The organism is Nostoc foliaceum FACHB-393, from assembly GCF_014698505.1.
GTDB classification, from domain to species: domain Bacteria; phylum Cyanobacteriota; class Cyanobacteriia; order Cyanobacteriales; family Nostocaceae; genus Nostoc; species Nostoc foliaceum_A.
Window position 1 is genome coordinate 30093 of sequence record NZ_JACJTD010000020.1, and the last position, 26093, is coordinate 56185.

At 40.7% G+C, this 26093-nt stretch carries 24 protein-coding genes and 1 tRNA gene; 15 read left to right on the forward strand and 10 right to left on the reverse strand.

Going from position 1 to position 26093, the window contains the following annotated elements:
* The first annotated feature begins 142 nt into the window (after positions 1–142).
* Positions 143–970 carry a GNAT family N-acetyltransferase gene (locus H6G92_RS40875; protein WP_190894935.1) on the forward strand — a complete coding sequence of 276 codons (828 nt, stop codon included), beginning with the start codon at positions 143–145 and terminating at the stop codon, positions 968–970.
* Positions 971–1022: 52 nt separating this feature from the next.
* Here the strand turns inward: H6G92_RS40875 and H6G92_RS17605 are convergent, their stop codons facing one another.
* Together H6G92_RS17605 and H6G92_RS17610 are read right to left on the reverse strand one after the other, a co-directional pair.
* Positions 1023–1244 carry a hypothetical protein gene (locus tag H6G92_RS17605; RefSeq protein WP_190894936.1) on the reverse strand — a complete coding sequence of 74 codons (222 nt, stop codon included), beginning with the start codon at positions 1242–1244 and terminating at the stop codon, positions 1023–1025.
* Between the two features lie 14 nt (positions 1245–1258).
* Entirely contained in the window at positions 1259–1597 is a 339-nt protein-coding gene (locus tag H6G92_RS17610) for a cupin domain-containing protein (protein ID WP_190894937.1), read from the reverse strand.
* Position 1598: 1 nt separating this feature from the next.
* Here H6G92_RS17610 and H6G92_RS17615 point away from each other — a divergent pair, with 1 nt between their 5' ends.
* Positions 1599–1817 carry a helix-turn-helix domain-containing protein gene (locus H6G92_RS17615; protein ID WP_242059178.1) on the forward strand — a complete coding sequence of 73 codons (219 nt, stop codon included), beginning with the start codon at positions 1599–1601 and terminating at the stop codon, positions 1815–1817.
* Positions 1818–1864: 47 nt separating this feature from the next.
* On the opposite strand, the gene H6G92_RS17620 is transcribed toward H6G92_RS17615, so the two are convergent.
* Together H6G92_RS17620 and H6G92_RS17625 are read right to left on the reverse strand one after the other, a co-directional pair.
* Positions 1865–2167: an acylphosphatase gene (locus H6G92_RS17620; RefSeq protein ID WP_190894938.1), complete on the reverse strand. Its 303-nt coding sequence runs from the start codon at positions 2165–2167 to the stop codon at positions 1865–1867.
* Positions 2168–2251: 84 nt separating this feature from the next.
* On the reverse strand, positions 2252–2476 hold the full coding sequence (locus H6G92_RS17625; protein ID WP_242059183.1) for a polyribonucleotide nucleotidyltransferase: 225 nt from the start codon (positions 2474–2476) through the stop codon (positions 2252–2254).
* A gap of 238 nt (positions 2477–2714) precedes the next feature.
* Between H6G92_RS17625 and H6G92_RS17630 the strand changes: the two genes are divergently transcribed.
* From H6G92_RS17630 to H6G92_RS17640, 3 genes are all read left to right on the forward strand, one after another.
* Complete coding sequence (locus H6G92_RS17630) at positions 2715–3092, forward strand: DUF1823 family protein (protein WP_190894940.1); 378 nt, start codon at positions 2715–2717, stop codon at positions 3090–3092.
* 310 nt (positions 3093–3402) lie between these two features.
* Entirely contained in the window at positions 3403–5061 is a 1659-nt protein-coding gene (locus H6G92_RS17635) for an alpha-amylase family glycosyl hydrolase (RefSeq protein WP_190894941.1), read from the forward strand.
* 199 nt (positions 5062–5260) lie between these two features.
* A complete protein-coding gene (locus H6G92_RS17640; protein WP_190894942.1) occupies positions 5261–6319 on the forward strand; it encodes a 3-deoxy-7-phosphoheptulonate synthase in 1059 nt (352 codons plus the stop codon).
* A gap of 765 nt (positions 6320–7084) precedes the next feature.
* Here H6G92_RS17640 and H6G92_RS17645 read toward each other — a convergent pair.
* Both H6G92_RS17645 and H6G92_RS17650 read right to left on the reverse strand, forming a co-directional pair.
* The gene (locus H6G92_RS17645; protein WP_190894943.1) at positions 7085–7588 is read right to left on the reverse strand and encodes a 2TM domain-containing protein; all 504 of its coding nucleotides are present in this window, start codon (positions 7586–7588) and stop codon (positions 7085–7087) included.
* Positions 7589–7721: 133 nt separating this feature from the next.
* Complete coding sequence (locus H6G92_RS17650; RefSeq protein WP_190894944.1) at positions 7722–8552, reverse strand: creatininase family protein; 831 nt, start codon at positions 8550–8552, stop codon at positions 7722–7724.
* 192 nt (positions 8553–8744) lie between these two features.
* Here H6G92_RS17650 and H6G92_RS17655 point away from each other — a divergent pair, with 192 nt between their 5' ends.
* Positions 8745–9461, forward strand: a complete 717-nt coding sequence (locus H6G92_RS17655) for an ROK family protein (protein ID WP_190894945.1) — start codon at positions 8745–8747, stop codon at positions 9459–9461.
* Positions 9462–10371: 910 nt separating this feature from the next.
* A complete protein-coding gene (locus tag H6G92_RS17660; protein WP_190894946.1) occupies positions 10372–10926 on the forward strand; it encodes a peptidoglycan-binding domain-containing protein in 555 nt (184 codons plus the stop codon).
* 349 nt (positions 10927–11275) lie between these two features.
* Here the strand turns inward: H6G92_RS17660 and H6G92_RS17665 are convergent, their stop codons facing one another.
* Both H6G92_RS17665 and H6G92_RS17670 read right to left on the reverse strand, forming a co-directional pair.
* Positions 11276–13696 (reverse strand): sucrose synthase, encoded by a 2421-nt coding sequence (locus H6G92_RS17665; RefSeq protein ID WP_190895019.1) that lies wholly within the window; start codon positions 13694–13696, stop codon positions 11276–11278.
* A gap of 1408 nt (positions 13697–15104) precedes the next feature.
* Positions 15105–15177: transfer RNA gene (locus H6G92_RS17670), tRNA-His, on the reverse strand.
* 124 nt (positions 15178–15301) lie between these two features.
* Here H6G92_RS17670 and H6G92_RS17675 point away from each other — a divergent pair.
* The 3 genes from H6G92_RS17675 (at position 15302) to cobA (H6G92_RS17685) (ending at position 17440) form a co-directional block, all read left to right on the forward strand.
* Positions 15302–15685: a DUF4359 domain-containing protein gene (locus H6G92_RS17675; protein WP_190894947.1), complete on the forward strand. Its 384-nt coding sequence runs from the start codon at positions 15302–15304 to the stop codon at positions 15683–15685.
* Between the two features lie 234 nt (positions 15686–15919).
* Positions 15920–16660 carry a sirohydrochlorin chelatase gene (locus H6G92_RS17680; protein WP_190894948.1) on the forward strand — a complete coding sequence of 247 codons (741 nt, stop codon included), beginning with the start codon at positions 15920–15922 and terminating at the stop codon, positions 16658–16660.
* Positions 16661–17440, forward strand: coding sequence for a uroporphyrinogen-III C-methyltransferase (gene cobA / locus H6G92_RS17685; RefSeq protein ID WP_190894949.1), 780 nt, complete (start codon positions 16661–16663; stop codon positions 17438–17440).
* Positions 17441–17470: 30 nt separating this feature from the next.
* On the opposite strand, the gene H6G92_RS17690 is transcribed toward cobA (H6G92_RS17685), so the two are convergent.
* Positions 17471–18091, reverse strand: a complete 621-nt coding sequence (locus H6G92_RS17690; protein WP_190894950.1) for a hypothetical protein — start codon at positions 18089–18091, stop codon at positions 17471–17473.
* A gap of 39 nt (positions 18092–18130) precedes the next feature.
* Positions 18131–18295: a hypothetical protein gene (locus H6G92_RS39100; protein ID WP_206758842.1), complete on the reverse strand. Its 165-nt coding sequence runs from the start codon at positions 18293–18295 to the stop codon at positions 18131–18133.
* Between the two features lie 262 nt (positions 18296–18557).
* Here H6G92_RS39100 and H6G92_RS17695 point away from each other — a divergent pair, with 262 nt between their 5' ends.
* The 5 genes from H6G92_RS17695 to cobA (H6G92_RS17715) all read left to right on the forward strand — a co-directional run bounded on the left by H6G92_RS17695 (position 18558) and on the right by cobA (H6G92_RS17715) (position 26091).
* Entirely contained in the window at positions 18558–19514 is a 957-nt protein-coding gene (locus H6G92_RS17695; protein WP_190894951.1) for a homogentisate phytyltransferase, read from the forward strand.
* 3 nt (positions 19515–19517) lie between these two features.
* Positions 19518–19991, forward strand: a complete 474-nt coding sequence (locus tag H6G92_RS17700) for a tetratricopeptide repeat protein (protein ID WP_190894952.1) — start codon at positions 19518–19520, stop codon at positions 19989–19991.
* 638 nt (positions 19992–20629) lie between these two features.
* Complete coding sequence (locus tag H6G92_RS17705; RefSeq protein WP_199344862.1) at positions 20630–22771, forward strand: hybrid sensor histidine kinase/response regulator; 2142 nt, start codon at positions 20630–20632, stop codon at positions 22769–22771.
* 321 nt (positions 22772–23092) lie between these two features.
* A complete protein-coding gene (locus H6G92_RS17710) occupies positions 23093–24322 on the forward strand; it encodes a tetratricopeptide repeat protein (RefSeq protein WP_190894953.1) in 1230 nt (409 codons plus the stop codon).
* Between the two features lie 167 nt (positions 24323–24489).
* A complete protein-coding gene (gene cobA, locus H6G92_RS17715; RefSeq protein WP_190894954.1) occupies positions 24490–26091 on the forward strand; it encodes a uroporphyrinogen-III C-methyltransferase in 1602 nt (533 codons plus the stop codon).
* The last annotated feature ends 2 nt before the right edge of the window (positions 26092–26093 follow it).

A 26093-nucleotide genomic window follows, 5' to 3' on the forward strand; every position in this document is an offset into this window, starting at 1 on the left:
GAACATGGGTATGAAGCCCCGCCATAAAGGGCGCTCTTACTGGGGCGGAGTAGTCGCTTCCGTCTCAGTTTTCCCCCTTACTCGCTGCCGCCTGCTCCCCTGCCTCTTTTGACTCGTGTAATTCTGTACTAGGAGTTTGAAGGTGAACCAGATTTTAAAAGATTTATCGACACCTGACTTAGTGAGAGTACTCGAAAACAATATGTTTGCATTCTTGACGAACTATGGCCATGCACCACATCACCAACTCAACTGTGGATCTAACCTGATTCGTTTTTCTACCGACATTTCTTTTCCCTTTTTTAACGGTGTTTGCCGTGCCCAACTCCAGCCTGACCAAATCGATGCTACCATCACCGAAACTCTCAACTACTTTACTGCCCAGCAGCTGCCAATGTTTTGGTGGATAGAAACAGCAACTCAGCCACCGGATTTAGGAAAGTATTTAGAAGCCCACGGATTAAGCAATTCAGGTGAATTTCCTGTGATGGCGATTGATTTATCGACTTTACCTGAGGAGTTGTTTGTGGTAGAAGATTTGGCGATCGCACAGGTTAAAGATCAGGAAACCCTGAAGCATTGGGTGCGAGTTGCAATGGTGGGCTTTGAAATTCCTGATTCCGAATATAATCCCTATTATGATTTAGAGTTAAGTTTGGGAATAAATTCCAAAGAATATATCCGTTTTATTGGCTGGTGGAAAGGTTTGCCCGTTGTAATATCAGCATTGTATCTAGATCCACAAGTAGCAGGTATCTACGTTGTTGCAACAATGCCAGAAGCAAGAGGAAAGGGATTCGCAAAAGCACTAGTACTAACTGCACTGCACAGAGCTTATGCCCTTGGATACCATGTAGCAACATTACAAGCCTCGCAAATGGGGGTAAATGTATATCGCCGCATCGGATTTCAGGAGTATTCTAAGATTGGAGCTTACCTTTGGACGGGTCAACTAAATCAAAAGCTATAGCTTCATGACTGGTTAGCTGTATTTACAGATACCGTAATCAAGCTACTAATAATTAGCTAGTGAGAGCTATTCTTTTAGTAGAAATATTTAACAGAAATACCCCAATTACAATTAGCCAAATCTCCCAAATTATAAAACCAATGGAAGTAAGTTTCCATATAGGTGTGGTTGGAATAACTGTTGCGATTAGTTCACTTTGTCCAATCAACCAAAAGGGTATTGTTGCTAAACCAAGCCAAGCAACCCAAGGTTTGAAAAGAGAAGATTTCAGCATTGCTATACCTACGCCTAAAGTCCATTGCGGAAACTATGATACACATTAGCAGGTATCTGCAAGACTTCTCCCGGCTGCAATACTTTGATATTTCCTTTCTCACCAACTTCCATCTCTAGTGAGCCACTTAAAACCTCAAAGATTTCTGTCTTAGTATCGTGATAGTGCAGCGGGCTACCTTGCGAACCGGGTGGCAGCTCAAACTGGAATTTTACATACTCCCCATTGGTATCATTAGTTGAGCAAAGAATCGTCATGCGATCGCCTGTCACCGGGTTCTCAATTTGTTCTCCATTTGAGTCTGTGGTCAAGGTTACGTTAGCAGAGTGAGTGCCTAGTTTTGCAGATATCATTTTGAAAAATTCCTTTCGCGTTGTTCATACTCTCAAGGTATGCTGTCTGCGGGATCTGGAATTGACATCCTGCGCCAAAGAATTAGCACTACGACACCTAAAAAAAACAGATACTCCAATACATGATGTTGCTTTTCTGCTCGGCTTTTCTGAACCGAGTGCATTCCACCGCGCCTTCAAACGATGGACAGGAAAAACCCCACGAACCTACAGGGGCTAAAATTACGATTACGTTAGCGACGTAGGAACGTCATTACGAATTACAAATTACTCAACCCGCTTAACTTCAAATCCCCGTAACCCTTCTGGTACCTCATACTCAACCACAACATCTTTAACTACAGCAGCAGGTGGCCCAGAGTGACACCAGCGAACCATGTCATCTACAACCTCTCGCGCCCCTTCAAAAACTGCCTCTACTCGATTATCGGGGAGATTCCGCACCCAACCAGTTAATCCCAACTGGCTAGCTGTATCCACAGTGGAATAGCGATAGCCCACTCCTTGGACTCGGCCAGAAATGAATACATGGGCGCGGATGATCTTTGGCAGTGCTGTGGAATTCTGCATAGACTGGTCTAATCTTTACGATTTCCAGTCTACCTAGTTTGTGTATACACAACCTGTTTTTAACTCCAACTCGCGAAATTAATCTCAGTCTTCGTCTTCATCTTCATCGCCGCGATATCTGTACTCGCGGTCTTCGTCTTCATCATCGTCATCGCTGCGATGTCTGTACTCACGGTCATTGTCATCGTCACCGCCATGTCTGTACTGGCTATCTTCGTCTTCGTCACTGTTATTTCTGTACTGGCGATCGCGATTATCCCACTCTTCATCACGTCGTTTTTGCTTGCCACCGGCTATATTCCTGAACATATCTCCTATTCCCATAATTTTCCTCCTGAGTTGGCGAATCTCTTTATTCAGGGTCACTTTAGTAGTTTGTCTAATGCTTGTGGTGGATAAATCTTCCAGCAGGTGTAAATAAAAATAAAATCACCCCTATCTTTGGGAGTGTAGCAGAGTAGTGATAAAGTGTTTTTCACTAGCTACTAACTGTTGTGCATTTAATTAAACAGTAGTCAGTTTTTCAACTTTGAATTATGAATTGCTTATGTCTAACCTGCCACCACTCAATACAGAAACAATTTGGGCAATTCTTGACGATAAACTTGATGATGCTACAGTCAACCAGTTGCTATGGCATTGTTTAGGCTATCGCTATGATTCCTCAAGTGCACAATGGGACAATAGCCAAGTTGCACCAGAATGGCAAGATGAGTACCCACAACCACCAAATTTCATTGAATCTCGCCCTGCAACAGTCAAGTTGACTCGTTCCATTCCTGCTGAAAACAAACAAATGCTAAAAGAAAAGCTCGGTTTCAAAGGTTACAAAATTGGTGAATTTGGGCCTCGGCAAACTCGCAGAGCAACGGCGGCAAGTTGGTTGTTAAGTTATCTACAACAAACTAGCGGCAAAATTGAGTAATCTTATACAGCAGGTATTTAGCAATAAATATATTTTTTTACCGAATATCTGCTATTTAATAAATTCATAAAAACCTTTCAGTTTTAGTAATACAGCCAGAAAATTCATTAATAAATATAATCTAGAATATTAGTTAAAAATCCTATAAACAGTCAAAAGTAGCCAATAATAATTAATTTTTATAAAGTATTTATAAATTCATCCTGAAGATAGAAGCACTGGCTACATAATTCTTTCTCTAGAGCGATTTGCAAATTTAATTAAGCATCAGAGAATACTTCTATTAACCCTTGATATTACAAACACTTCTATGGCAAAGCCAATTGAATTTAATTTATTTGCACCTTACAACAAAGGAGCCGCATTAATTGGTTCTTTTTCTGATTGGCAAGAAATTCCAATGGAAAAAGGTGATGATGGTTATTTTCGCACAAGTGTTGAACTAGAAGACGGCACTTATAAATATAAATTTCGTGTCCAGTCTAATTCATGGTTTTTTGAACCAGAACAATGGGTTGATGTTACAGACCCCTATGCAACTGATATAGATGAACTGAGTGGAAAAGATGATAGTGTTATCCGGGTCAAAGATGGTGAAAGAATTACTGATACCTATGTTTGGCAAAATGATGATAAACCTTTACCTGCTGACCACGAATTGGTAATTTATGAATTGCACGTCGGTGACTTTTCTGGTGGTGAGGATGATCCTTATGCAAGAGGCAAGTACAAACACGTTATTGAAAAGTTAGATTATTTGTGCGAACTAGGAATCAACGCTATTGAGTTGATGCCACTTAAAGAATATCCTGGTGATTATAGTTGGGGTTATAACCCCCGCCACTTCTTTGCAACAGAATCTAGTTATGGTTCTACTGCTGAGTTGAAAAAATTGATTGATGAGTGTCATGGCAGAGGTATTCGTGTAATTATTGATGGTATTTATAACCACTCAGAAGCATCTGCTCCCTTAACACAAATTGACCACGATTATTGGTATCATCATGAACCTCGTGACCCTGATAATAACTGGGGCCCTGAGTTTAATTACGAACATTATGACGAAAATTTAGATATTCATCCAGCGCGGAAATTTATTGGTGAAACAATCCGTTTCTGGATTGAGGAATATCATCTTGATGGTATTCGCTATGATGCGGCGCGGCAAATTGCTAACTACGACTTCATGCACTGGATTGTTCAGGAGGCTAAAAAAACTGCTGGCACGAAGCCTTTTTATAACGTTGCAGAACACATTCCTGAAACTACCAGCATTACCAATGTAGATGGGCCAATGGATGGTTGCTGGCATGACAGTTTTTATCACTGCATTCTAGAACATATCTGCGGTGATACATTTGATTTAGACCGTCTAAAAGATGTCATTGACTGCAAGCGCCAAGGCTTTTTGGGTGCCACCAACGTAGTAAATTACCTTACCAACCATGACCATAACCATGTCATGGTTGAATTGGGAAACCGTGAGATTTTTGACGAAGAAGCCTTTCGGCGGGTTAAATTAGGAGTAGCCATCCTAATGACTGCTGTTGGTGTACCTTTGATTTGGATGGGAGAGGAATTTGGAGAGTATAAACCGAAACAACCTGAATCATCCAAAATCGATTGGACGCTGTTAGGTAATGATTTAAATCGTAGTTTATTTGAATCATACAAAGGCTTAACCAACCTGCGTAAAAGCAATCATGCCCTTTACACAGAAAATATTGATTTTATCCACGAAAATCCAGAGGCAAAAGTATTAGCTTATACTCGTTGGAATGATGAAGGTTCTCGTGTAGTCGTAATAGCAAATTTCTCAGAAAACTTCCTAGCTGACTATCACGTTCCTAACTTTCCTAGCGCTGGTACATGGCACGAGTGGACAGGTAATTATGATGTCGAAGCCGGTGATGATGGAATTATAACTGACTTGGGGCCATACGAAGCCAAAGTGTTTGTATGGCAGTAATCATATACACTACCACTGAAGCACTAGTTCAATAGCAAAGAAAAAGGGGAAAGCTATTTCCCCTTTTTCAGTTATTACCTTACTCATCTACAGTCTAGTTAGAAATTTGTCAAGTAAAAAAGAAGCTATTTTAAAATTTCATGGGTTTATGTTACACTTTTTAGTTGAAGTGTGTATATAAAATTGCCAGAGCATCCCCATGCACAATAAATTATTTAATACTAATATCGACAACGCTAACATTGAGAACGATCGCATTTTATTAACTCCCAATGAAATCAAATCAAAATTACCTTTAACACAATTAGCCGAACAAAGAGTTTTAGCATATAGGCAAGAAATAGAACAGATTCTGGATTTTGAGGATCGCAGAAAATTTATAGTAGTTGGCCCATGCTCAATTCACGATCCAAAAGCAGCGCTCGAATATTCTGAAAAGTTGAAAAGATTAGCCGGGCAAGTCCAGGATAAGCTGCTACTAATTATGCGAGTGTACTTTGAAAAACCAAGAACAACCGTAGGCTGGAAAGGGTTAATTAACGATCCAGATATGGATGATTCTTTCCATGTAGAGAATGGGTTATTAATTGCACGGGATCTATTATTAAAAATTACAGAATTGGGATTACCTGCTGGTACAGAAGCACTAGATCCAATCATACCTCAATACATTAGTGAACTGATTACATGGTCTGCCATTGGAGCACGCACGACCGAATCACAAACTCACCGCGAAATGGCAAGTGGACTTTCGATGCCTGTGGGTTTTAAAAACGGTACTGACGGCAATATTCAAGTAGCTTTGAATGCCCTCCAATCTGCTGGAAACCCGCATAATTTTCTGGGAATTAATCAAAACGGACAAGTCAGCGTTTTTCAAACTAAAGGTAATGGCTACGGTCACGTAATTTTAAGGGGTGGTAGTCAACCCAACTTTGATGCAGCAAATGTCAAACTGGTAGAAGAGAAGTTAAAACAGGCGAATTTACCACCGAGAATTGTTATTGACTGTAGCCACGGCAATACCAATAAAGATTACAAATTACAAGGTGCTGTTTTAGAAAATATTGTTCAGCAAATAGTAGATGGTAATACATCAATAGTTGGCATGATGCTGGAATCTCATTTGTATGAAGGTAGTCAACCAATTACTGGTAAACAAGAAGAATTAAAATATGGTATTTCTGTAACTGATAAATGTATTGGCTGGGAAGAAACTGAAAAAATTATTTTGGCTGCTCACGAAAAACTTAAATAATACAATAGAGGCGCACAGGTAGCTGTGCGCTTTTACCTCAATACGCTTGGTGTTAGTGATATTTTGCCCTGGAAGATCCCCCCAACCTACCTTAAAAAGACTTGCCGTAATTTTCGACTTGTTGCCTTCCTCGGTTTTTCTTATAGATGCTGTTTCATATCTATTGGTATTGTGATATAGGTCTGTTACTATTTGTTCTAAGAATAAATCTCGGTTTTCAAGCCAGGTTATACCTGGCTTCTCTAAATCTTTTACAAATTAAACACATTATTTGATGTTTCACCTAGTGTTATCTGAAAACTACTCTAGATAAAATCATCTTTCAGGCTATTGATAGACCGTCATATCCGTATAAAGACAGAAAGAATACTTCAGCCAATCAGATAATATTAATTTTACTCCTAATAATTGCTGTGTTTATTCAGATTTTCTTTCAGTGGTATTAGACAACAAATGTTGCGGTAAATGTTACCCCGATTCTCCTGCGGGGTTTTTCTTTGAATTAGTGATGTCTACAACGAGTTTTTCTACGAGACGCTGCGCGAACGCTCCAATTAAAAATTGAAAATTATTAATTAAAAATTGCAAGACGCTCCTACGTCGCTCTAAGCGTTGGCATAGCCTCTCGTAGAGAAGGCTTTACGCTGCGCTATCAGTGGGGGCTTGTACCCCAAATTAATTAAAAATAAAAATTATTCTTCTTTTCAATTTTTAATTTTTAACTTTTAATTAAAAAAGGTCAAGATCCCTACGCAAGCAAGTTTACTAAGCCTGTAATACCTTAAACCACTTATTCAAAACTGTGCTGATGGTTTTCTTAATCTCATGCTTACGATTCCACTTCTGGAATGCCATTTCATACTCTTCGCCTTTGATTTGAAAGGTATTCCAGACATCCAGCCCTACAGGCAATCCACTGAATAGCAAAATATAAAGCGACCAAGAAATTCCGCCACCAGTGATTAAATTGAGTAGTATAAAAAAGCCATTGAAAATTGTATAATTCCCTAGACGCTTCTGAAATCTTCTGATGCGGTAAGCGTCAAAAGCCTTTCGCTGTTGAACTTGACCCTGTTGTACTAACCAATCGCGTTCTGCTAACTTTAAAGAATCAGGTGAAATTTCTAACTCAGCAGCAATTTCTAATATCTGCTCATAAGAAAATTCTGTATCTTTGTCATTAGCTTGACGAGCGATCGCTAAGTGCAGAATTTGTTGGACATCTTCTTGGCTATAAGAACGGAGGCTCTTGGGTTCAAATGCCGTCATAATTCTTTCTCTTATTATTACTTTTAATAGAAATTTGCTGCCTGATAGATCTTAAGCAGCTACACCACGACTATTTCCACTATTCTTACATTAGCAAATCTAAATGCTGTGCCGCATCTAATGTATTGGATTTTTAACTTTGACTAAAACGCGTCAATCCCTCCTCCACCTTCGCTTGTCGATAGGCGTAAATATCTTGAATAACTTGTACCCAACCATTAGCGACAGATTCGAGGATGCGATCGCCTTTTTCTTTAGTTGCGGTTGTGGCATCGCCAATCACTCCACTTTTACTGATATCTCGCGTCACCCAAGCCACAGGTAACTTCCCCTCCCAACTCAGTAAACTACTTTTTGATTGTTCTGGTGGATACTCTGCAACAGCTTTCTCTAGCTTCACTTGTTCTGGCAAAATCGATAACATAATGCTAGTTTCAGCGTCTCCGGCGTGCATTCCTAGCGCTGCTTCTTTCGGAGTCAATAAATCTTTAGTAATATTAGGCACTCGCCAAGTAAACAACGGGAATACCAAAAAGTCATCATACTTAACGTGCAAATCCCGCGCCGCCATTTGCATCACTTGGGGTTGTCCACCGTGGGAGTTCATTAACACCAGTTTTCTAAACCCAGCCCGGTAAATACTTTCTCCCACTTCCATAATGATTGCCGTGAGAGTTGCCGTGCTTAGGGTAATGGTACCGGGAAAGTGCCAGTGTTCGTTAGATTTGCCATAATAAAGGTTAGGTAAAGCATAAGCAGGAATACTTGCATCCAGCTTTTCCATTGCTTTTCCCAACACTCCCGCACCGATCGCAGCATCTACAATCAATGGCAGATGGGGGCCATGTTGTTCAATTGCTCCCACTGGCTGGATGATTACCACATTTTCCTTATCTGGCATTGCCTGGATATCAGTCCAGGTGAGGTAGGGAAAAAAGCGCTCTGGTGGAATGAAACTGTGCATATAGCTTAATTTGTGACATTTATATTTTAATGGTATTGGGTATTAGTCATTGGGTATTGGGCATTAGTTATTTCTTGCTTGCTCTCCCCAGCAATGTGAAGACTCTCCAAACATCCAGATATTATTTAGATGCAGCAGAGCATAATAACGAAGTAACAAGCACTAACTAAGCAGTAAGAAGGATGTAACTCAATGGTTGGAGAAAATGGATCGATTCGTACCCTATCGGTTGATATTGGCGGTAGTGGCGTTAAGGCTATGGTTTTGGATATTACGGGGAATCCGGTAACGGAAAGGGCGCGTTTAGATACACCCCAACCTGCTACACCGGAGGTTGTAATTAATGCAATTGTTGTGTTGGCAGCGGCTCAAGGTGAATTTCATCGTGTTTCGGTCGGTTTTCCCGGTGTGGTGCGCTGTGGAGTCACAGAAACAGCGGTAAACTTACATCCAGATTGGATTGGATTTGATTTGGAAACAGCATTATTAAAACACTTAAATAAACCTGTACGGGTGATTAATGATGCAGATATGCAGGGGTTTGGTGCGATCGCAGGTAAAGGTGTAGAACTGGTGATTACTCTGGGCACGGGGTTTGGTTCGGCTTTATTTGTAGATGGTAAGCTGGTGCCGAATATGGAAATGGGACATCATCCGTTTCGTAAAGGAGAGACTTTTGAGCAGCAGTTGGGGCGTGCAGAGTTAGAAAAAATTGGTGATAAAAGATGGAATAGGCGTTTAGAAAAAGCGATCGCATCCTTGCAACATCTGTTCAATTATGATTACCTTTACATTGGCGGCGGTGAAGCTGTAAGAGTGAATTTCCAGCTACCGTTAAATGTAAAACTTATCCCCAATATCACTGGTTTATTAGGCGGTATTGCTTTGTGGCGAGATGAGAAAAAGTAAAAACTTTTTCAGTATCCACAACTGAGCATACTAAGCGCGAGCTATGACGCTAGATGACTCGCTAGCGCTTTTCTACGAGACGCTACGCGAATGCTATCGGTATCGCGCTTTTAATTAAGGTGCTTCTATCTCAATATTTAAAAATGATATAAAAATTAACACAGGTTAGGTAAGAGAATTGCGAGACATTAAGTTCAGTGCCCCTGTGGAATTTTGCCATGCAGTAGTCTAAACTCTAGTTAAAATTCAAGTTTGTGTAATAACTTTGTACGATTTCATTTTCTTGAGATTGAACCAAGAATACGGCGAAGTAGCCATACAGATTCAATCACAAAGCAGATATTTAAGAATTATGCCTGAAAACTTCCATAGTCAAGTTGGTAAAACCAAAGAATGCTGCTACGAGCAGAATGTATCCTACAAGATAATAGTGATTGATAAAAAGTTTATAACCCCCTCTAAAGGAGGACAAATTGTTTGAAATCAAGAGCTTATCATTATTTTCAAATGTTGCATTAATCAATACTTAAAAAACTGACTCTATGAATCCAGTAGGATTTTTTTGGCAGTATAAACACGATAAAAGCAACATCAGCATACCAAGCGCGAGCCAAAGCCAACTAGGCAAATTTGTTTGATAGCATTCCCATATGATCATATAGTATGTTATTGTCTAAACCGTTGATTTAGATCCTATATCTTACAAGTTCGTGGCTTGATTCAAGATAAAAAAAGCACAAAGCTAATCATATTAGTCTGATTAAATGGAAGAGGAGGTGAGTAAATATGAGCATGACAATATTATCTGAAAAAAATAGTACATGACTTTTTTTTGGTCAGTATGCACTATTCCGGACAGCAGCAATGTTGTTGGTTAAAAGAAATATTGGTTGAAGTAAAATGAACTACAATGACTGAAATTGGCCTGATGATGACGGGCGTGTTAGCAATAAGACAAGCATCTGGAGCCAATTTGCCACAGCAGCAATTAGTTCAGATGGAAAATGACCAAAACCAGTCAAAAGAGAGTCAGTTAGAGATAACTGCTCAAGTTACACCACCTGAATTCATGCAGACAGATGGGATTTCCCAGGCTTCTGCCGCAGCGATCGCACCAGATAAAGAACATATACTTAAGAAAATCAGCAAAAATAATCAGTTCCTAGCTTCTTCTAACTTAGGTAAATCTAAAAAGTATTCTCAATCTGGAGATAAAGTCCGTGCAAAGGCTACAGGACGGTTCCAGAAGTTTAGTAGCCAACCTATGCCGACTCTTTATTTCGGTAGCTCTGGTCTTGCTGTCAGAGTCTTACAACGGCTGTTAGTGTCTAACGGTTATGCAATTAGAGTCGATGGGATTTATGGCGCACTGACAGAGACTGCTGTCAAAGCCTTTCAAAATCAGCGAAATTTAGGAGTAGATGGAATAGCTGGTCAACGAACTTGGCGGGCGTTGACAATTTAGTTAAAAGTTAGGAGTTAAGAGTTATACCGATTACCTCTGAGGTTGCTCCTGAACAATTTTACTCAAGCTCCAAATCTTGCCAAGCTTGATTTTGTGCAGTTTCATAAACAATTGGTATTTCCATATCTTGCACCAGACGATTAAAATCGCGGCTACCAGAACAAAGCCTGCCACCGCAGGCTACAAAACCCTTGAGATTCCGTAGTCCGCGCAGGCGGATTTCGTTTGTGTAGCCGCGACTTCCAGTCGTTAGATACTAAGGTGCAAGATGTGAGTATTAGGAGTTACGAAAATTTGTGATTTTTATAATTCCTAACTCCTAACTCCTAACTCTTCACTCCTAGCTTAATTATCGGTACTTATGCTGCTCTAATAGCTGTTGCGCTCTTGGCTTGTAAATTAAATAGAATAAAGCCTCTATATAGCGCAGCAAATCTTCCCGATTCTCCTTCGAGGTAAAGTTCCAGAAGCCATAAATCCTTGCTAATGATAATAGCTTGCTAGTGTGAATTTTCCAAGTATAGGTGCTGTAAACTCGGTCAATTGCTCGCTTGGAAATTTCATCCCAGTAATTAGGATTTTGTTCACATTTAGTGATGAAGTCCACAATTTTCGTGGCTGTCTCCTCTAAATTTGTTGGGTTAATCAAAAATCCATTAACCTTATCTTGAATAATCTCCAGTGGCCCACCAAATTGTGTGGCAAAAGTCGGTAATCCCGAAACCATCGCCTCTAAAATTGTCAACCCAAAAGCTTCAAATAAAGCTGGTTGTACAAAAATTCCCTGATGATCGGCAATCACTCGATAAATTTCACCAGAATCAGCTTTAGTCAGGCGCACGCCCAGCCAACGAATCTTCCCGTGGAGATTGTACTCGTCAATGATTTGGTAGAGTTTGATAATTTCGTCACGTTCTTCGTTGTCGCCTGATTCTTCGACGCGCAATTTACCCGCTACCAAAATTAAGTTGCAATGCTCCTGTAATTCTTTGCTTTGACCATAACATTCAGCTAAACCTGTGAGGTTTTTGATGTGGTCAAGACGCGCCATTGAGAAGAGAGGGCGCTTGTTAGGATCGTCGAGTTTGCCAAAGATTTGCGCGGGGTCTTCCAGAGTAAAGAGTGTTTCTGCAAGGCGTTGGCGATCGCTCTCCACCCTGTCTTTAGTCCGGGTGTAAGGGAAGTAATTATTTTCGTTTACTCCAGGCGGCACAACATTAAATTTGGGACTAAATAATTCAATGCCATTGGTCACATGGTACAACTCCGGCATAGTGAAGCACTTATAAGACTCGTACTGTCCCACACTATCCGGTGTTCCAACAATTTCTTGGTAGGTGCTGCTGATCACAAAATTGGCAGCATTCATTGCAATCAAATCAGCTGTGAATTGCAAAGAAAAATGATATTTCTCCTCTAATTCTTGCCAGTAAAGGTTACTAAACAAGTATTTAGATTTTTCTAAAGCATGGGCAACATTGCATTGGGTAACTTTCAACCGTCGCGCCAGCAAGAAAGCTATTAAGTTCCCATCAGTATAGTTGCCAACTATTAAGTCAGGTGTACCTTGAAATTCTGCCCGTAGTTCTCTTTCTGAATCAATGGCAAAAGTTTCTAGATAAGGCCAGAACTCAAACCGGGAAATCCAGTTTTGAGTCATGTTGGGATTAAATTCCCGTAAAGGGACTCGCAAAATCCAGGCATTTTCGGTACCGTGGACTTTTTCTAGCCGTTGATTACAAAGGGTGCCATCACTATTAGGAATCAAGCGGGTGAGAATAATCACCTTTGGCTCGACATTCAATTTCTCTAAACCCGCAAGCATGACATCTTCTTGTAGCTGCTTCTCTAGGCTCTTTGCTTGGTCAAGGACGTAAACAACCTGACCGCCAGTATCGGGACGGCCTAACACTCCCTCTTGCCCAAACCAACCGTGAGCTGACACCAAGACGATTCTAAAAATCATCGGAACCCGTGAAATGAAGGCTTCTAGGGTCTGAGGATCGGCAGAATCAATCAATTCATCGAGAATATTTAAAGTTTCCCGTACACGCCCTGCGGTGTTACCCCAACCCGGTTCAAAACCCATTGACTGCAATTGGAACCGGAATTGTTCGTAGGGTTCATCTTCGGGGCGATTATTAACAAAACCGATAGCTTTCTTAACTTGCTCCGAAAGTTGCTGCTGTGATTGAATGCGATCGTTAATCAGCAGTTGAACACCGTTGTAGTGGTGCAGGCGTAAGAAATTCAATAGGCTTTCCAGCAATTGTTTGGAATCTTGAAATATTTTGCTGGATAGATAGCGGTTGAGAAATTGTACCCCTTTACCAATATTTTTGGGGTCGCGGATGACTGGGGTGTAGTCATAAAACGGGCCGAAGTCCAATTCTAGCAGGTCGCCATCGTTGGGATGATATTTATTCACCAAGCGATCGCGCAAATCCAACAAATCCTGCACCGTCATCGGCTCAATGCTCAAGTCTGATGTCAACCAATAAACTTCTTGGCTAGCAATCTTAGAACGGATGATGAAACAGAAGTTTGAGTCCTCCTGAATAATTTCTTGAGTATAGTAAATTAGTTTGCCTAACTCAGAGGAAGTGTAAAATTCCTCAGGTTTCTGGGACTTGGAGCAATACTCACTATATACATTCAGTATGTCGTTCCGCAGCAAGTACTTCTTTTCTTGTTGGCGTAATTCACTAAGAAAGGAACGCAAATCACTTCTTTCTTCACTATCTAAGACTGCTTGAAGCAATTCAGACATGGCAACTCCACTAGATAACGATGTTTGCATTGTTGACTGTCAAGGCAAGACAAATAAGCCTCCACCTTTTGTTAGACACATATAAACACGAAATAACACAGATAAATTATATTTATCTGTGTACCTACAAGTATCAACTTTTCAGCAGGCACTTAAACCGTGTTCTTCTTTACTTAAAGTATCTATGACTAAGTATTTTTGACTCTAACTAAAGGAATACAATTTTTATTTCTTTTGATAGATGTTAATAAATAACTGCATGGCTCTATCTCGGGCACAATATCTCACGCCCTCGACTGCTTGAGTTAACCTTTACTATATCATTTATTTACGTGTATTTGATTATTCGCACACTGGTAATGTCAAGATTTTGCTTTCAAGCTCTATAAGGCTTGTAAATAAATACTTTTTTAATTATTCTAGAGTGTTAATATTCATTTTCATCGTGGGTAGAGATGATCTATCCGACGACTTTGGACATTACTAATATTTTGGTACTTTGGGTAATCAGTAATTGGCTTGCTATCATCTATTTCCCTACCTTTGACACCTACAAAATTTTATTGTTCCGCTTAAAGCTTAACTATTCAGTTAAACTTCAATGAACTAAAATCAATTTTTGTTCCAAGATAGACTAATCTTGATACACCCTAGTTATAATTTAAGCAAAAGTTGTTTAAATTGAGTCAATTTATATGGCTACCAATCCGGATAAGTTAACAGCTTCTGACCACAGTATAGGCAATATTCTTATTATCTCGTTACTTGCCTTCTGTGGACTGACTTTGATCATTCTTTTAGGCATTTTTTAAGAGTTAAATGTGTGTTCCAAAACTCCTGATGCTAAGATTCCCGATTTCTTATAGAAATCGGGAATCTTAATATAACGTGAGTTCGACAAACCTCTTAGAGACCTTTTTATTAAGCTGATTAGACGGACACTATATGATAATCCGTCGAACTAACTTTAATATTAAAAGTTAATGCTCCAGAGAAGTCTGAGCAAAAGCTTAGTGCAATGGGCGCAGAGAGAAAGAGCACCTCACAGCTTTTATAAACCACGTTTTTGGAATAATTCATATTTAGCTATCAAACTTTCTACACTATCGGCGTTGCGTAGACACCTACTTCTGCAAATAAGCAAGCTGCGCGTAAGCGTCCCGCAGGGAACGTAGAGAAGTGGCTTGTCGTAAGACATTGCACACCTAATTTTCATTTAGAAAGTAGATTTACTTATATACATCAAGCTTTTTATAAGTAAATCTGATGAATTACATTAGGTTTGCGACTCTTCCAAGTCCATACACTCGTAGATGGCAGATCCTTGCTAAAGTAATGGTTATAAATGTTCAGAACCACAACCCATTTTTTGTAAGAGTTATGGATCAGTCGGTATTAAATTATGTAGGGCGAACGATGGGAATTGAACCCACGAATGGTGGTACCACAAACCACTGCCTTAACCACTTGGCTACGCTCGCCATTCAACAATTTGAATTATAGCAATAATTTGGCAAGCGATCAAGAGTTTTTCTTCAAGGAACGGATTTAGTTGATTTAGAGTCTCTGGAATCTAACAATTACAATGTATTTTACTTGGCAAACATGAAACCCTTAACGATCATTGCATATACTGGAGCAGCAGCAGGACTCGCCGCCTTGGGTGTGACAATGGCGAATACCAATCCCAGTCAGGTTGAGTATGAAGAATATGCAGTGCAACGGCTGACAGAATACTTAAAAACCGATGTATGCAAAAAAACCACCAATCTTATAGAAAACTTAATCCGCTTTAATTGTGATAAGTTGGTTGATTCGGCTAACCCGCAAATCCAAGAAATTATTGCCAGGACTACAGAAAGACAAAATTATATTATTTTTAGCATTTACCGTACAGATTTAACAATAAATTCTTGGCTACCTTCTTACAAATTTGAAACGGTGGGAGGTTTTGATCAATTTTATACTTACACTGCTGAAGAGCAATAAGGCAAGGAGCAGGGGGAGATGAGGGAGCTGGGGGAGCAGAAGCTTATAGTTATCTTGGATGTAGAAATTGAGTAATTTAATTTTTGAAGTTACCGATAAAAGTGATTAAGAATACTTCTATTTAGTGATTGATAATAGTTTCAATAATTACCAAAGTTACCAAAGTACCTACTACCACCAGCTTAATATTAAGTAAAATATGAGAATTAGTCACTGAGAGTTCAAGCTTTGCCGATGTCATCTGCGTATCTGCTAGTATCTCACGGAAGTCGCGATCGCCGCCCAGAAATTGCTATGCAGCAACTAGCAAAGCTGGTATGTAACAAATTGCCAGAAAATCACAACAATAGCGAGCATCTTGTTGGCATAGCTGCTTTGGAAATGAGTCCTCAGCCTTTACACGAGCAGATTCAAGAATTTGCCAAGAGCGCTTTTGGCGATTGCAAACTATCTCAAAACCAGAATCGCCTCAAAATTGTACCGCTGTTTCTGTTGCCGGGAGTCCATGTCATGACAGATATTCCAGCCGAAGTAGCACTAGCACAACAGGCTACTGGTCAGGATATCACGATTGAGTTGCAACCACATTTAGGCTCTCACCCCAATTTAGAGAAATTGCTGGCAAAGCAAATAGCTGCTATAGAAGCAGAAGCATGGATTCTCTTAGCTCATGGTAGCCGTCGCCCAGGTTCCAAAGAAACTGTGGAAGCTATGGCTGCGAGTTTGCCAGCCGTAGCTGCTTATTGGTCTGGGCCTCCTAGTTTAGAATCACGGGTGAAAGAGTTGGTAGCTGCTGGTTATCGGGAAATTGCAATTTTGCCATACTTTTTATTCGCTGGTGGAATAACTGATGCGATCGCGGCCTCCATAGAGGAGCTAAAATTACAATTTTCTGCGGTGAATTTCCAATTGGCACAGCCACTGGGAGCAAGTGCAGAATTAGCCGAGCTAATTTGGGATTTAACAGATAGATAGATGAACCGCACAGAAAAACAGGAGAAAAAGTATTTGGGAAAGGTTTATTTAGTAGGTGCGGGGCCAGGAGATCCAGGACTAATTACCCTGAAGGCTAAAGGTTTGTTGGAATGTGCAGATGTAGTCATCTATGATGCCTTAGTGAGTCCGGCAATTCTGGCAATGATTAATCCCCAAGCCGAGCAAATTAACGCTGGGAAGCGGAGGGGAAAACATTCACTGTTCCAGGAAGAAACAACACAATTGCTGATTGAGAAAGCGCAGGATCATGCAATTGTGGTGCGGCTAAAGGGTGGCGATCCTTTTATTTTTGGTCGCGGTGGCGAAGAGATGGAAGAATTAGTTAACGCGGGAATATCAACGGAAGTTGTGCCGGGTATCACATCGGGAATTGCTGCGGCGGCCTATGCAGGTATTCCATTGACTCATCGACTGTATAGCTCTTCGGTGACATTTGTTACTGGTCACGAGGCGGCTGGTAAGTATAGACCGAAGGTGGATTGGAATGCGATCGCTCACGGTTCCGAAACAATTGTAATTTATATGGGAATTCACAATCTGCCTTATATTGTGGAGCAATTAAGTGCAGCTGGGTTGAATTTAGAAACGCCCATTGCTTTGGTGCGCTGGGGTACGCGCCCAGAACAAGAAGAATTGATTGGTACTTTAGAGACAATTGTAGAGCAGGTAGAGCAAACTGGATTTGGTGCGCCTGCGATCGCAGTCATTGGACAAGTAGTAAATATGCACAGTATTTTGTCTAGTTGTCGTCCAGTTTGATGGTTGGCGCAAACGTAAAATCCAGTGTATTTAAGTTTCTCGAATCCAAAATGCCAATCCTCCTCCACGACCACGAGCTGCAATGAAATCTTCTGTAACTAAAAAGAAGGCAAAGAAGGGTAATTTAGCTATAGGCTGGTTGTAGAAATCTTCTGTTTGAACTTTACCAGAACGCATTGGTCTGTCATATACAACACGATCAAACAAACTGATAAGCATTTGGTTAAAGTCAAATGCCAATAAATTTTTTTTACCTAAATATTGCACTGGCCCTTTAAGTTTCAACAAAACTGGGCCAAATTCAACCTGATTACTAATTTCGCCCATGTTTGAATCCTGTTCTAAAGTGGCATCAAAGGAAACATGGATTCTTATAAACTTGGGTACATACAAACCCTTGCCTAATACAATTCCCCCGCGCTTTCTGACTTTTTTAGTGCCAGTAGCAAAGCAAAGTTGCCATTTACCTAGAAGAGACTCAAACGGATAAGTTAAGCGTTGCTGCTTGGCAGATTTTTCTGCTTCTAGCAACGCATTTACTAATATTTCAGCACTAGGACGTGTGCCTCTCTGGCCTCGATACCCAGCCGCAGCCTGGGATAGTACGGTCACAAAGTCAAATGTCGCTTTAGATGCCAAATTAGCTGTCATAATTTAACTATTTCTTTGCTTTTCTGATAGATTGTAGCGTTATGGGGAGTAGGGAGTGGAGAATCGGGAAGAGGTATTTTCATAGTTGGTTGTCAGATTTTTTCGGGATAAAGTCTCTTCCGTAAGGTAGAATGATTCTCTTTCATTAGGTATAGCTGGCTTTTGATTAGGGTTACGACGGGCTGTGCTAACGGCCCAAGCCACCGCTACCTCACCTACGATACAGTGCATCCAAAGCTTTGGCTCTTGTTAATGACCAAATTCTGTAACAATGGTTAACAATCTGACAATTCAGATCATGTGGAAAAGTTAACGCAAAACCTTACCCCTCAGGCCCCAACCCTTGTATGGAATGGGGAGAATTCAAAGCCTCTCGATAACAGGAGAGAGGAATGAAAGTGAGGTTTTCCAAATGTCGTGAAAAGTCAGGGTTAACAATAAGCCGGAATACTAATCTAAGCTACTCATGAGCCAGAGTTCTCAAAACAGCCCTTTGCCACGCAAACCCGTTCAATCATATTTCCATTGGTTATACGCTTTCTGGAAATTCTCTCGCCCTCACACGATTATTGGTACAAGTCTGAGTGTGTTGGGTTTATATTTTATTGCCATTGCTGTTTCTTCAACTGGATTTTCTGGCATTCCACTGAGTCGGGTTTTGGGCGCATGGATTGCTTGTCTGTGTGGCAATGTCTACATTGTGGGGCTGAATCAATTAGAAGATGTTGATATTGACAAGATTAATAAGCCTCATTTACCGTTGGCATCAGGTGAGTTTTCTCGACAGACAGGGCAATTTATTGTCGCTTTTACTGGGATTGTGGCGCTAGTTGTGGCGTGGCTAACTGGGCCATTCTTATTTGGGATGGTAGCAATTAGTTTGGCCATCGGTACTGCTTATTCTTTACCACCAATTCGCTTGAAACAGTTTCCATTTTGGGCAGCGCTGTGTATTTTTTCGGTGCGCGGCACGATTGTTAATTTAGGGTTGTATTTGCACTATAGTTGGGTGCTGAAACAAAGCCAAGGAATTCCGCCTGTGGTGTGGGTGCTGACGTTATTTATCTTGGTGTTTACCTTTGCGATCGCTATATTTAAAGATATACCAGATATGGAAGGCGATCGCCTTTATAATATCTCTACTTTCACTATCAAACTCGGTTCGCAAGCTGTGTTTAATCTAGCTCTTTGGGTGATAACTGTCTGCTATCTGGGGATAATTTTGGTTGGCGTGCTACGTGTGGCCTCAGTTAACCCCATATTTGTGGTAATTACTCATTTGGCACTGTTAATCTGGATGTGGTTGCGGAGTTTGGCAGTAGACTTACAAGATAAAAGTGCGATCGCTCAATTCTACCAATTTATCTGGAAACTCTTTTTTATCGAATATCTGATTTTTCCTATCGCCTGCCTTTTGGCTTAGACAATGCTAGAAACCTTTCCCACTACTTCTATTATCGCTGCTCTTGTAGTTGTTCTCAGTCTGTCAATTCTTGGCTATTTCGCTTGGAAAACTTTGATTACCTCAAACTTGTTTCAAAAAGGAATCAATCTTGCTCAAGCAAAAGATTACCAAGGTGCAGAAGTAGCGTTTCGTAAGGTGATTTCTCTCAACTCTACTAATGATGTGGTGCGCTTGTTTTTGGGAGATGTTTTAAACCAGCAAGGCCAAGTAGAGGAAGCAACAGAATTATTCCGGGAAGTGATTCGCCGCAGCCCAAAAAATCCTGATGCTTATTTGCGTCTGGCAAATATTCTCATGCAGCAAGAACGAGAAGAGGAAGCTAAAACTAACCTGCTACAAGCTAAAGATTTATTGCAAAAACAACGCCAACCTGAAAAAGCTAAAAAAATCACTCAACTGTTAGATAAAATGAGTGCTAAGTCAATTCCATCTTAAGTTAATTCAGAATTGCGGAGATTAAGTTTTCCTGTTCCGTCTCCTAATTTTTACCATTATTTCCATGATGGGGAGAATGGGTTTTGGTTTAGAATTTGCCAGTATCTACCGCAATTATATCTGCAATTTTCGCAAGTTTGACCACTCACTTTATCGCCCTTAAAAGTGAAATATTATGCGCTATATATATCCACAATGAATTGATTTAGGGTTTAGAGGAGAAGATGGTGGGAATTTTAAAATCTTGTCTTTTTGCAAAACATCCACACCAACAGTTTTTTTGGTTTGTAAAGACATATTATATTTTCCTTAAGCAGTAAAGGAACTAGACCACTACATCATTAATATTTTAGTACTAAAATAGTAAAGCAATTCTCATTTTACTAGGTACTAGTTAGGTAGCAAAGTAGTGCACTCCTACGACGAGGTTATATATTCATCTGTGGTTAATTATTTTTTCTGTACCGTTATCTGTGCAGTAACTGCTATATCAGGTGAAGGCAAGAAAGAGCAAAAATGACAATTCAATAGCCAAGCCGCCTTCGGTTAGCTCTTAATACCGATGTGCGAACAACTTGGGCTAATTAAAAAAATAAATTTAGTAGTAGATTTTATAGATTCAAAAAAATCAAGTGTTTATGTCAGACATAATATCAGAATTATGGACTAATTTTTTTACATCAGGATCATTTATTCCACATGGACACTGCTATCTATGGCAAACGAATTTAGTTTGGTTACACATATTATCTGATTCGTTTATTGCACTAGCTTATTACTCAATTCCAGCTACACTCTTCTACTTTGTCCGCAAGCGGCAGGATTTGCCCTTTGATTGGATTTTTCTACTGTTTAGTGCATTTATCGTAGCTTGCGGCACTACTCATTTAATAGAGATTTGGACACTTTGGCATCCAATCTATTGGGTATCGGGGTTTGTCAAAGCAGTAACTGCAATAATATCTGTAGTTACTGCACTAGAACTTATACCTCTAGTTCCACAAGCACTGGCACTTCCTAGCCCTGCTCAATTAGAACAAGCAAATCAAGAACTTCAAACACAAATAGCCGAACGCTTACGGGTAGAGAAGGAACTACGAAAATACCAGAATCATCTGGAAGAAATGGTTGCTGTTCGCACCAATGAAATTACCAAGACCAACGAGCAATTACAACAAGAAATCCTTGAGCGTCAACGCATTTTAGAAATTCTCCGACAAAGTGAAGAACGCTATCGTTACCTAGCTGAGGCAATTCCTCAACTTGTATGGACAACCAATCCTAACGGTGAATGTGATTTTTTTAATCAAAATTGGTGCGAATACACTGGGCTAACATTAGAGCAGTCCTTGGGTTCTGGTTGGTTGGCTGCATTGCATCCAGATGATGTCCAAAGTGCTGATGAAGTTTGGTCTAATGCTGTAAAAAATAGCACTATATATAACAATGAATATCGCTTTAAACGGGCTTCTGATGCCTCCTATCGTTGGCAGCTAGCGCGAGCTTTACCACTCAAAGATGAGCAAGGTATTGTAGTGAAGTGGTTTGGAACATGTACAGATATCCACGAACAAAAACAAATACTTGAAGAACGGGCGCACCTGCTGGAATTAGAACAAGTTGCACGAGCCAAAGCAGAAACAGCCAATCGAATTAAGGATGAATTTTTAGCCGTCCTTTCTCACGAACTACGCACTCCACTAAACGCAATACTCGGCTGGTCAAAGTTGTTGCAAATCGGTAGGTTAGACAAAGCAAAGACATCTGAAGCACTAGCCACAATTGAGCGGAATGCTACCTTACAGGTTCAACTCATTGAAGACTTGCTGGATATCTCTAGAATTTTACAGGGCAAACTGACGCTGAATATTACAGAGATTAACCTAGAGTCTACGGTATTGTCTGCACTACAGACAATGCGTTTAGCGGCAGAAACAAAGTTGATTGAGGTAAGTACAGTATTTGAAGCCCGTGTGGGGAAAGTTATGGGCGACTCGACTCGTTTGCAACAAGTTGTCTGGAATCTCCTTTCTAATGCTGTCAAGTTTACACCAAAGGGAGGAAAGATAGAAGTACGACTAGAGCAAGCTGATGGCTATGCTCAAATCATAGTTAGCGATACAGGTAAGGGAATTAGCGCTGAGTTTTTGCCATTTGTGTTTGATTACTTTCGCCAAGCAGATAGCACCACTACGAGGAATTTTGGTGGATTAGGACTGGGATTGGCAATTGTGCGTAATATCATCGAGATACATGGTGGCCTTGTCAAAGCCAATAGCCACGGTGAAGGCAAAGGGGCAATATTTACTGTTAGCTTGCCGCTTTTGCAAGATGAAAGCCCAAGTCTGGCGGATGAACAAAACTATGTTCCATTATTAACTCCTAACTCTTTACCTCTCACTGGCGTTCGAGTTTTAGTTGTCGATGATGATGCTGATTCACGAGATTTTGCTGCTTTTGTATTAGAGCAAGATGGGGCTTTTGTTATCGCGGTATCTTCAGCATTTGAAGCATTACAAGCTTTAGCACAGGTAAAACCAGATGTGTTGGTCAGCGATATTAGTATGCCCGATATGGATGGCTATATGTTAATACATCAAGTGCGAACTTGGACACCAGAGCGAGGTGGACAAATTCCAGCAATTGCCTTGACGGCTTTTGCTAGAAACGATGACCAGCAAGAAGCGCTAAAAGCTGGGTTTCAGATGCATGTGCCCAAGCCTTTTAACCCAGAAGAATTAATTGCAGCTATTGCTAAACTTGTCGAAACAAAAGTGTAAGCAATTAGTTAAAAAACAACTTTTTAATTCTAATAAAGCCTCAGCTATTGTGTACAAATGGACACTTGTATGAAAGTAGACTTGTATCAAGTTAGGTTAATCACTTATAATTCCTGCTAGACTCCGCTGAAGTCCACTTGACTGGACTTCAGCTATGAGACTCGGAATTTCTTCCGAGGCGAGATAGAAACGCAGTGGGAAATTTATTAATAAAGATATGGCTGCGGCAAGACTTGTGTGGGGAGGGTCTGGGGTGTTTTTATGATAGCAATTAGCTGCACTCAATATTACATGTAAATCAAGCAGGTAAGGTAATAATAAATGCTGAAAAACAAGAATCTACTGGTAGCAGCTATTATCTGCTTGTGTTTGAGTAATGGAAATACTGCCTTTGGTAAAGATGTTGGCGTTGTTTTATCAAAAATTCCAGGCTCAAATCAGTCCGCAGTTCCTCAAAACAAAAACGCAGTTGCTAACTTTGAGCAAGGAACCAATCTCTACAAACAAGGAGATTTCAAAGGAGCAGAGGCGGCTTTTCGCAAAGCAATTGAACTAGAACCCAACTTTGCACAAGCTTATATTGCTTTGGCAAATACTCTTGACGATCAAGGTAAACCACAAGAAGCGATCGCACATTACAAAAAAGCTATTAGCCTCGATCCTAAAGACTCTGGAGCATACTTCAATTTGGGTTTGACTTTAGCAAGGCTCAATCAGTTAGAAGCTGCGATCGCCCAATATAAGAGAGCTATCAGCCTTGAACCCAAGTATGCAGACGCTCACTATAACTTAGGAAATGCTTTGTACGCTCAAGGCAAGCTAACAGAAGCAGTCACCGAATATACAGCAGCTATTCGCCTCAAACCCAATTATGCCCCAACTTACACGCGTCTGGGAAATGTTCTGTACGATCAAGGTAAGCTAGAACAAGCAGTTACTCAGTACAAAAAATCCATTAGCTTTGATCCCAAGTATGCAGACGCTCACTATTACTTAGGGAACGCCTTGTATGCTCAAGGAAAGCCAGCAGAAGCAATCGCCGAATATACAGCAGCCATTCGTCTCGATCCAAAAAATCCCGCAGGTTATAATGCCCTGGGAAATACTCTGTACGCTCAAGGCAAACTAGAAGAAGCGATCGCCCAGTATAAACAAGCCATTAGCTTGGCTCCTAACTATGCAGACGCTCACTATAATTTAGCAAGCGCTTTTTACGCTCAAGGCAAGCTAGCAGAAGCAATCGCCGACTATACCGAAGCGATTCGCCTTGATCCAAAACATGCACAAGCTTACACAGGCTTGGGAAATGCGATGGATGATCAAGGGAAACCGCAAGAAGCGATCGCACATTACAAAAAAGCCATTAGCCTTGTACCCAACGATGCATTCACTTACTATAATTTGGGCATCACTTTAGGAAGAGAACAAAAGCTCGAAGAAGCGATCGTTAATCTCAAAAAAGCCAGAGAGTTATTCCAAGCTGAGGAAAATAAGGAGATGGTTGAGCAAGTTAATCAGCTAATCCAAAAAATTAATACCCGAACGAATTGAATCAAGGACAAGGGCACAAGGGGACAAGGGGAATGACTAATAAGCTGTTAAGCATTTAATTTGCACATTGAGATCGCAGGGGGGCAGGGGGCAGGGAGCAAGGGAGAGGGTTTGCAGCTTTTATTACCATGAAAATGATGCAATTTAAATGACGATTAGCTTAACTAATGACTCAAGAAAAGGGTAAAGTCTACCTCGTAGGTGCTGGGCCTGGAGATGTGGCATACCTGACGGTAAAAGCTTACAATCTCTTAGCTGCTGCTCAGGTTTTAGTCTACGATGCCCTCGTAGATGCTCAATTATTGCAGTGCGTACCACCTGATTGCTTGCAGTTGGATGTCGGAAAACGCGGTGGTAAACCCAGTACAACCCAAGCAGAGATTAACAAGTTACTTGTAAAGCATTGTCAGCAAGGAAAACAAGTTGTACGGCTCAAATCAGGCGATCCGTTAATTTTTGGGCGTTGTACTTCCGAAATTGAAGCGCTCAAAGCATCTGGTTGTGATTTTGAATTAGTACCAGGAATTTCCTCAGCCCTTGCAGCACCGTTGTTGGCAGGAATTCCCCTCACAGATCCGGTGTTGAGTCGCACTTTTGCAGTGCTTACAGCTCATGAACCAGAGGTTTTAGACTGGGAGGCGCTTTCACGGCTAGAGACATTGGTAATTTTGATGGGAGGGCAACATCTGCCAGAGATTGTACATCAACTGGTGAGACACAGGCGATCGCACTTAACACCCATTGCCATCATCCGTTGGGCAGGAACTCCTCGCCAACAAATCTGGATAGGGCAACTGGGCAATATTTTGGAACAAACCACCGAATTATCCATTTCTCCAGCAGTAATTGTTATTGGCGAAGTTGTTGGGCTACGCAATTACTTACAACCTGAGAAAATAGAATGTCAGGATTCAACTACAGCCCAAACTTCTAGCCCCCCTGTTATGTTAAGCAACCTCTTTGCCTCTCCCCAACCACTACCACTCACTGGCAAAACAATCTTGGTGACACGTTCAGTTGGACAAGCGGGTACATTTAGCGATCGCCTCATCGCATTAGGCGCAACAGTCATCGAAATGCCTACCTTAGAAATCGGCCCGCCCTCCAGTTGGGAAGCTTTGGATGATGCGATCGCTCATTTATCTGATTTTGACTGGTTAATTCTCACTTCTACCAATGCCATAGATTACTTTTTTGAAAGGCTAATCGCCCAAGGTAAAGATACCCGTGCCTTAGCTGGTATAAAAATTGCCGTCGTTGGCGAGAAAACAGCCCATTGTCTCAAACAACACTCTCTCCAAGCAGATTTTATTCCCCCCAACTTTGTTGCCGATTCTTTAGTAGAAAATTTCCCAGAGGATCTGGATGGTAAAAAGGTATTATTTCCCAGAGTTGAAAGCGGAGGAAGAGAAGTTTTGGTTAAGGAATTAACTCTCAAGGGAGCAAAGGTGATAGAAGTTGCCGCATATCAATCTTGTTGTCCTAGTGGTATCCCACCTGAGGCAAAGTTAGCTCTCCAAAATCGCAAGATAGATGTGATTACTTTTGCCAGTTCTAAAACTGTGCAATTTTTCTGTCAACTTACTAACAACATATTTTCCAGCAACTCTGATGTTAGTCAATTTTTAGAGAGTGTTTGTATTGCTTCAATCGGGCCTCAAACCTCTAAAACTTGTCATTTTTTATTCGGGCATGTGGATGTAGAAGCCCAAGAATATACTTTAGATGGTTTAACTCAAGCATTGATAACATGGGCGACAAATTCTTAAAT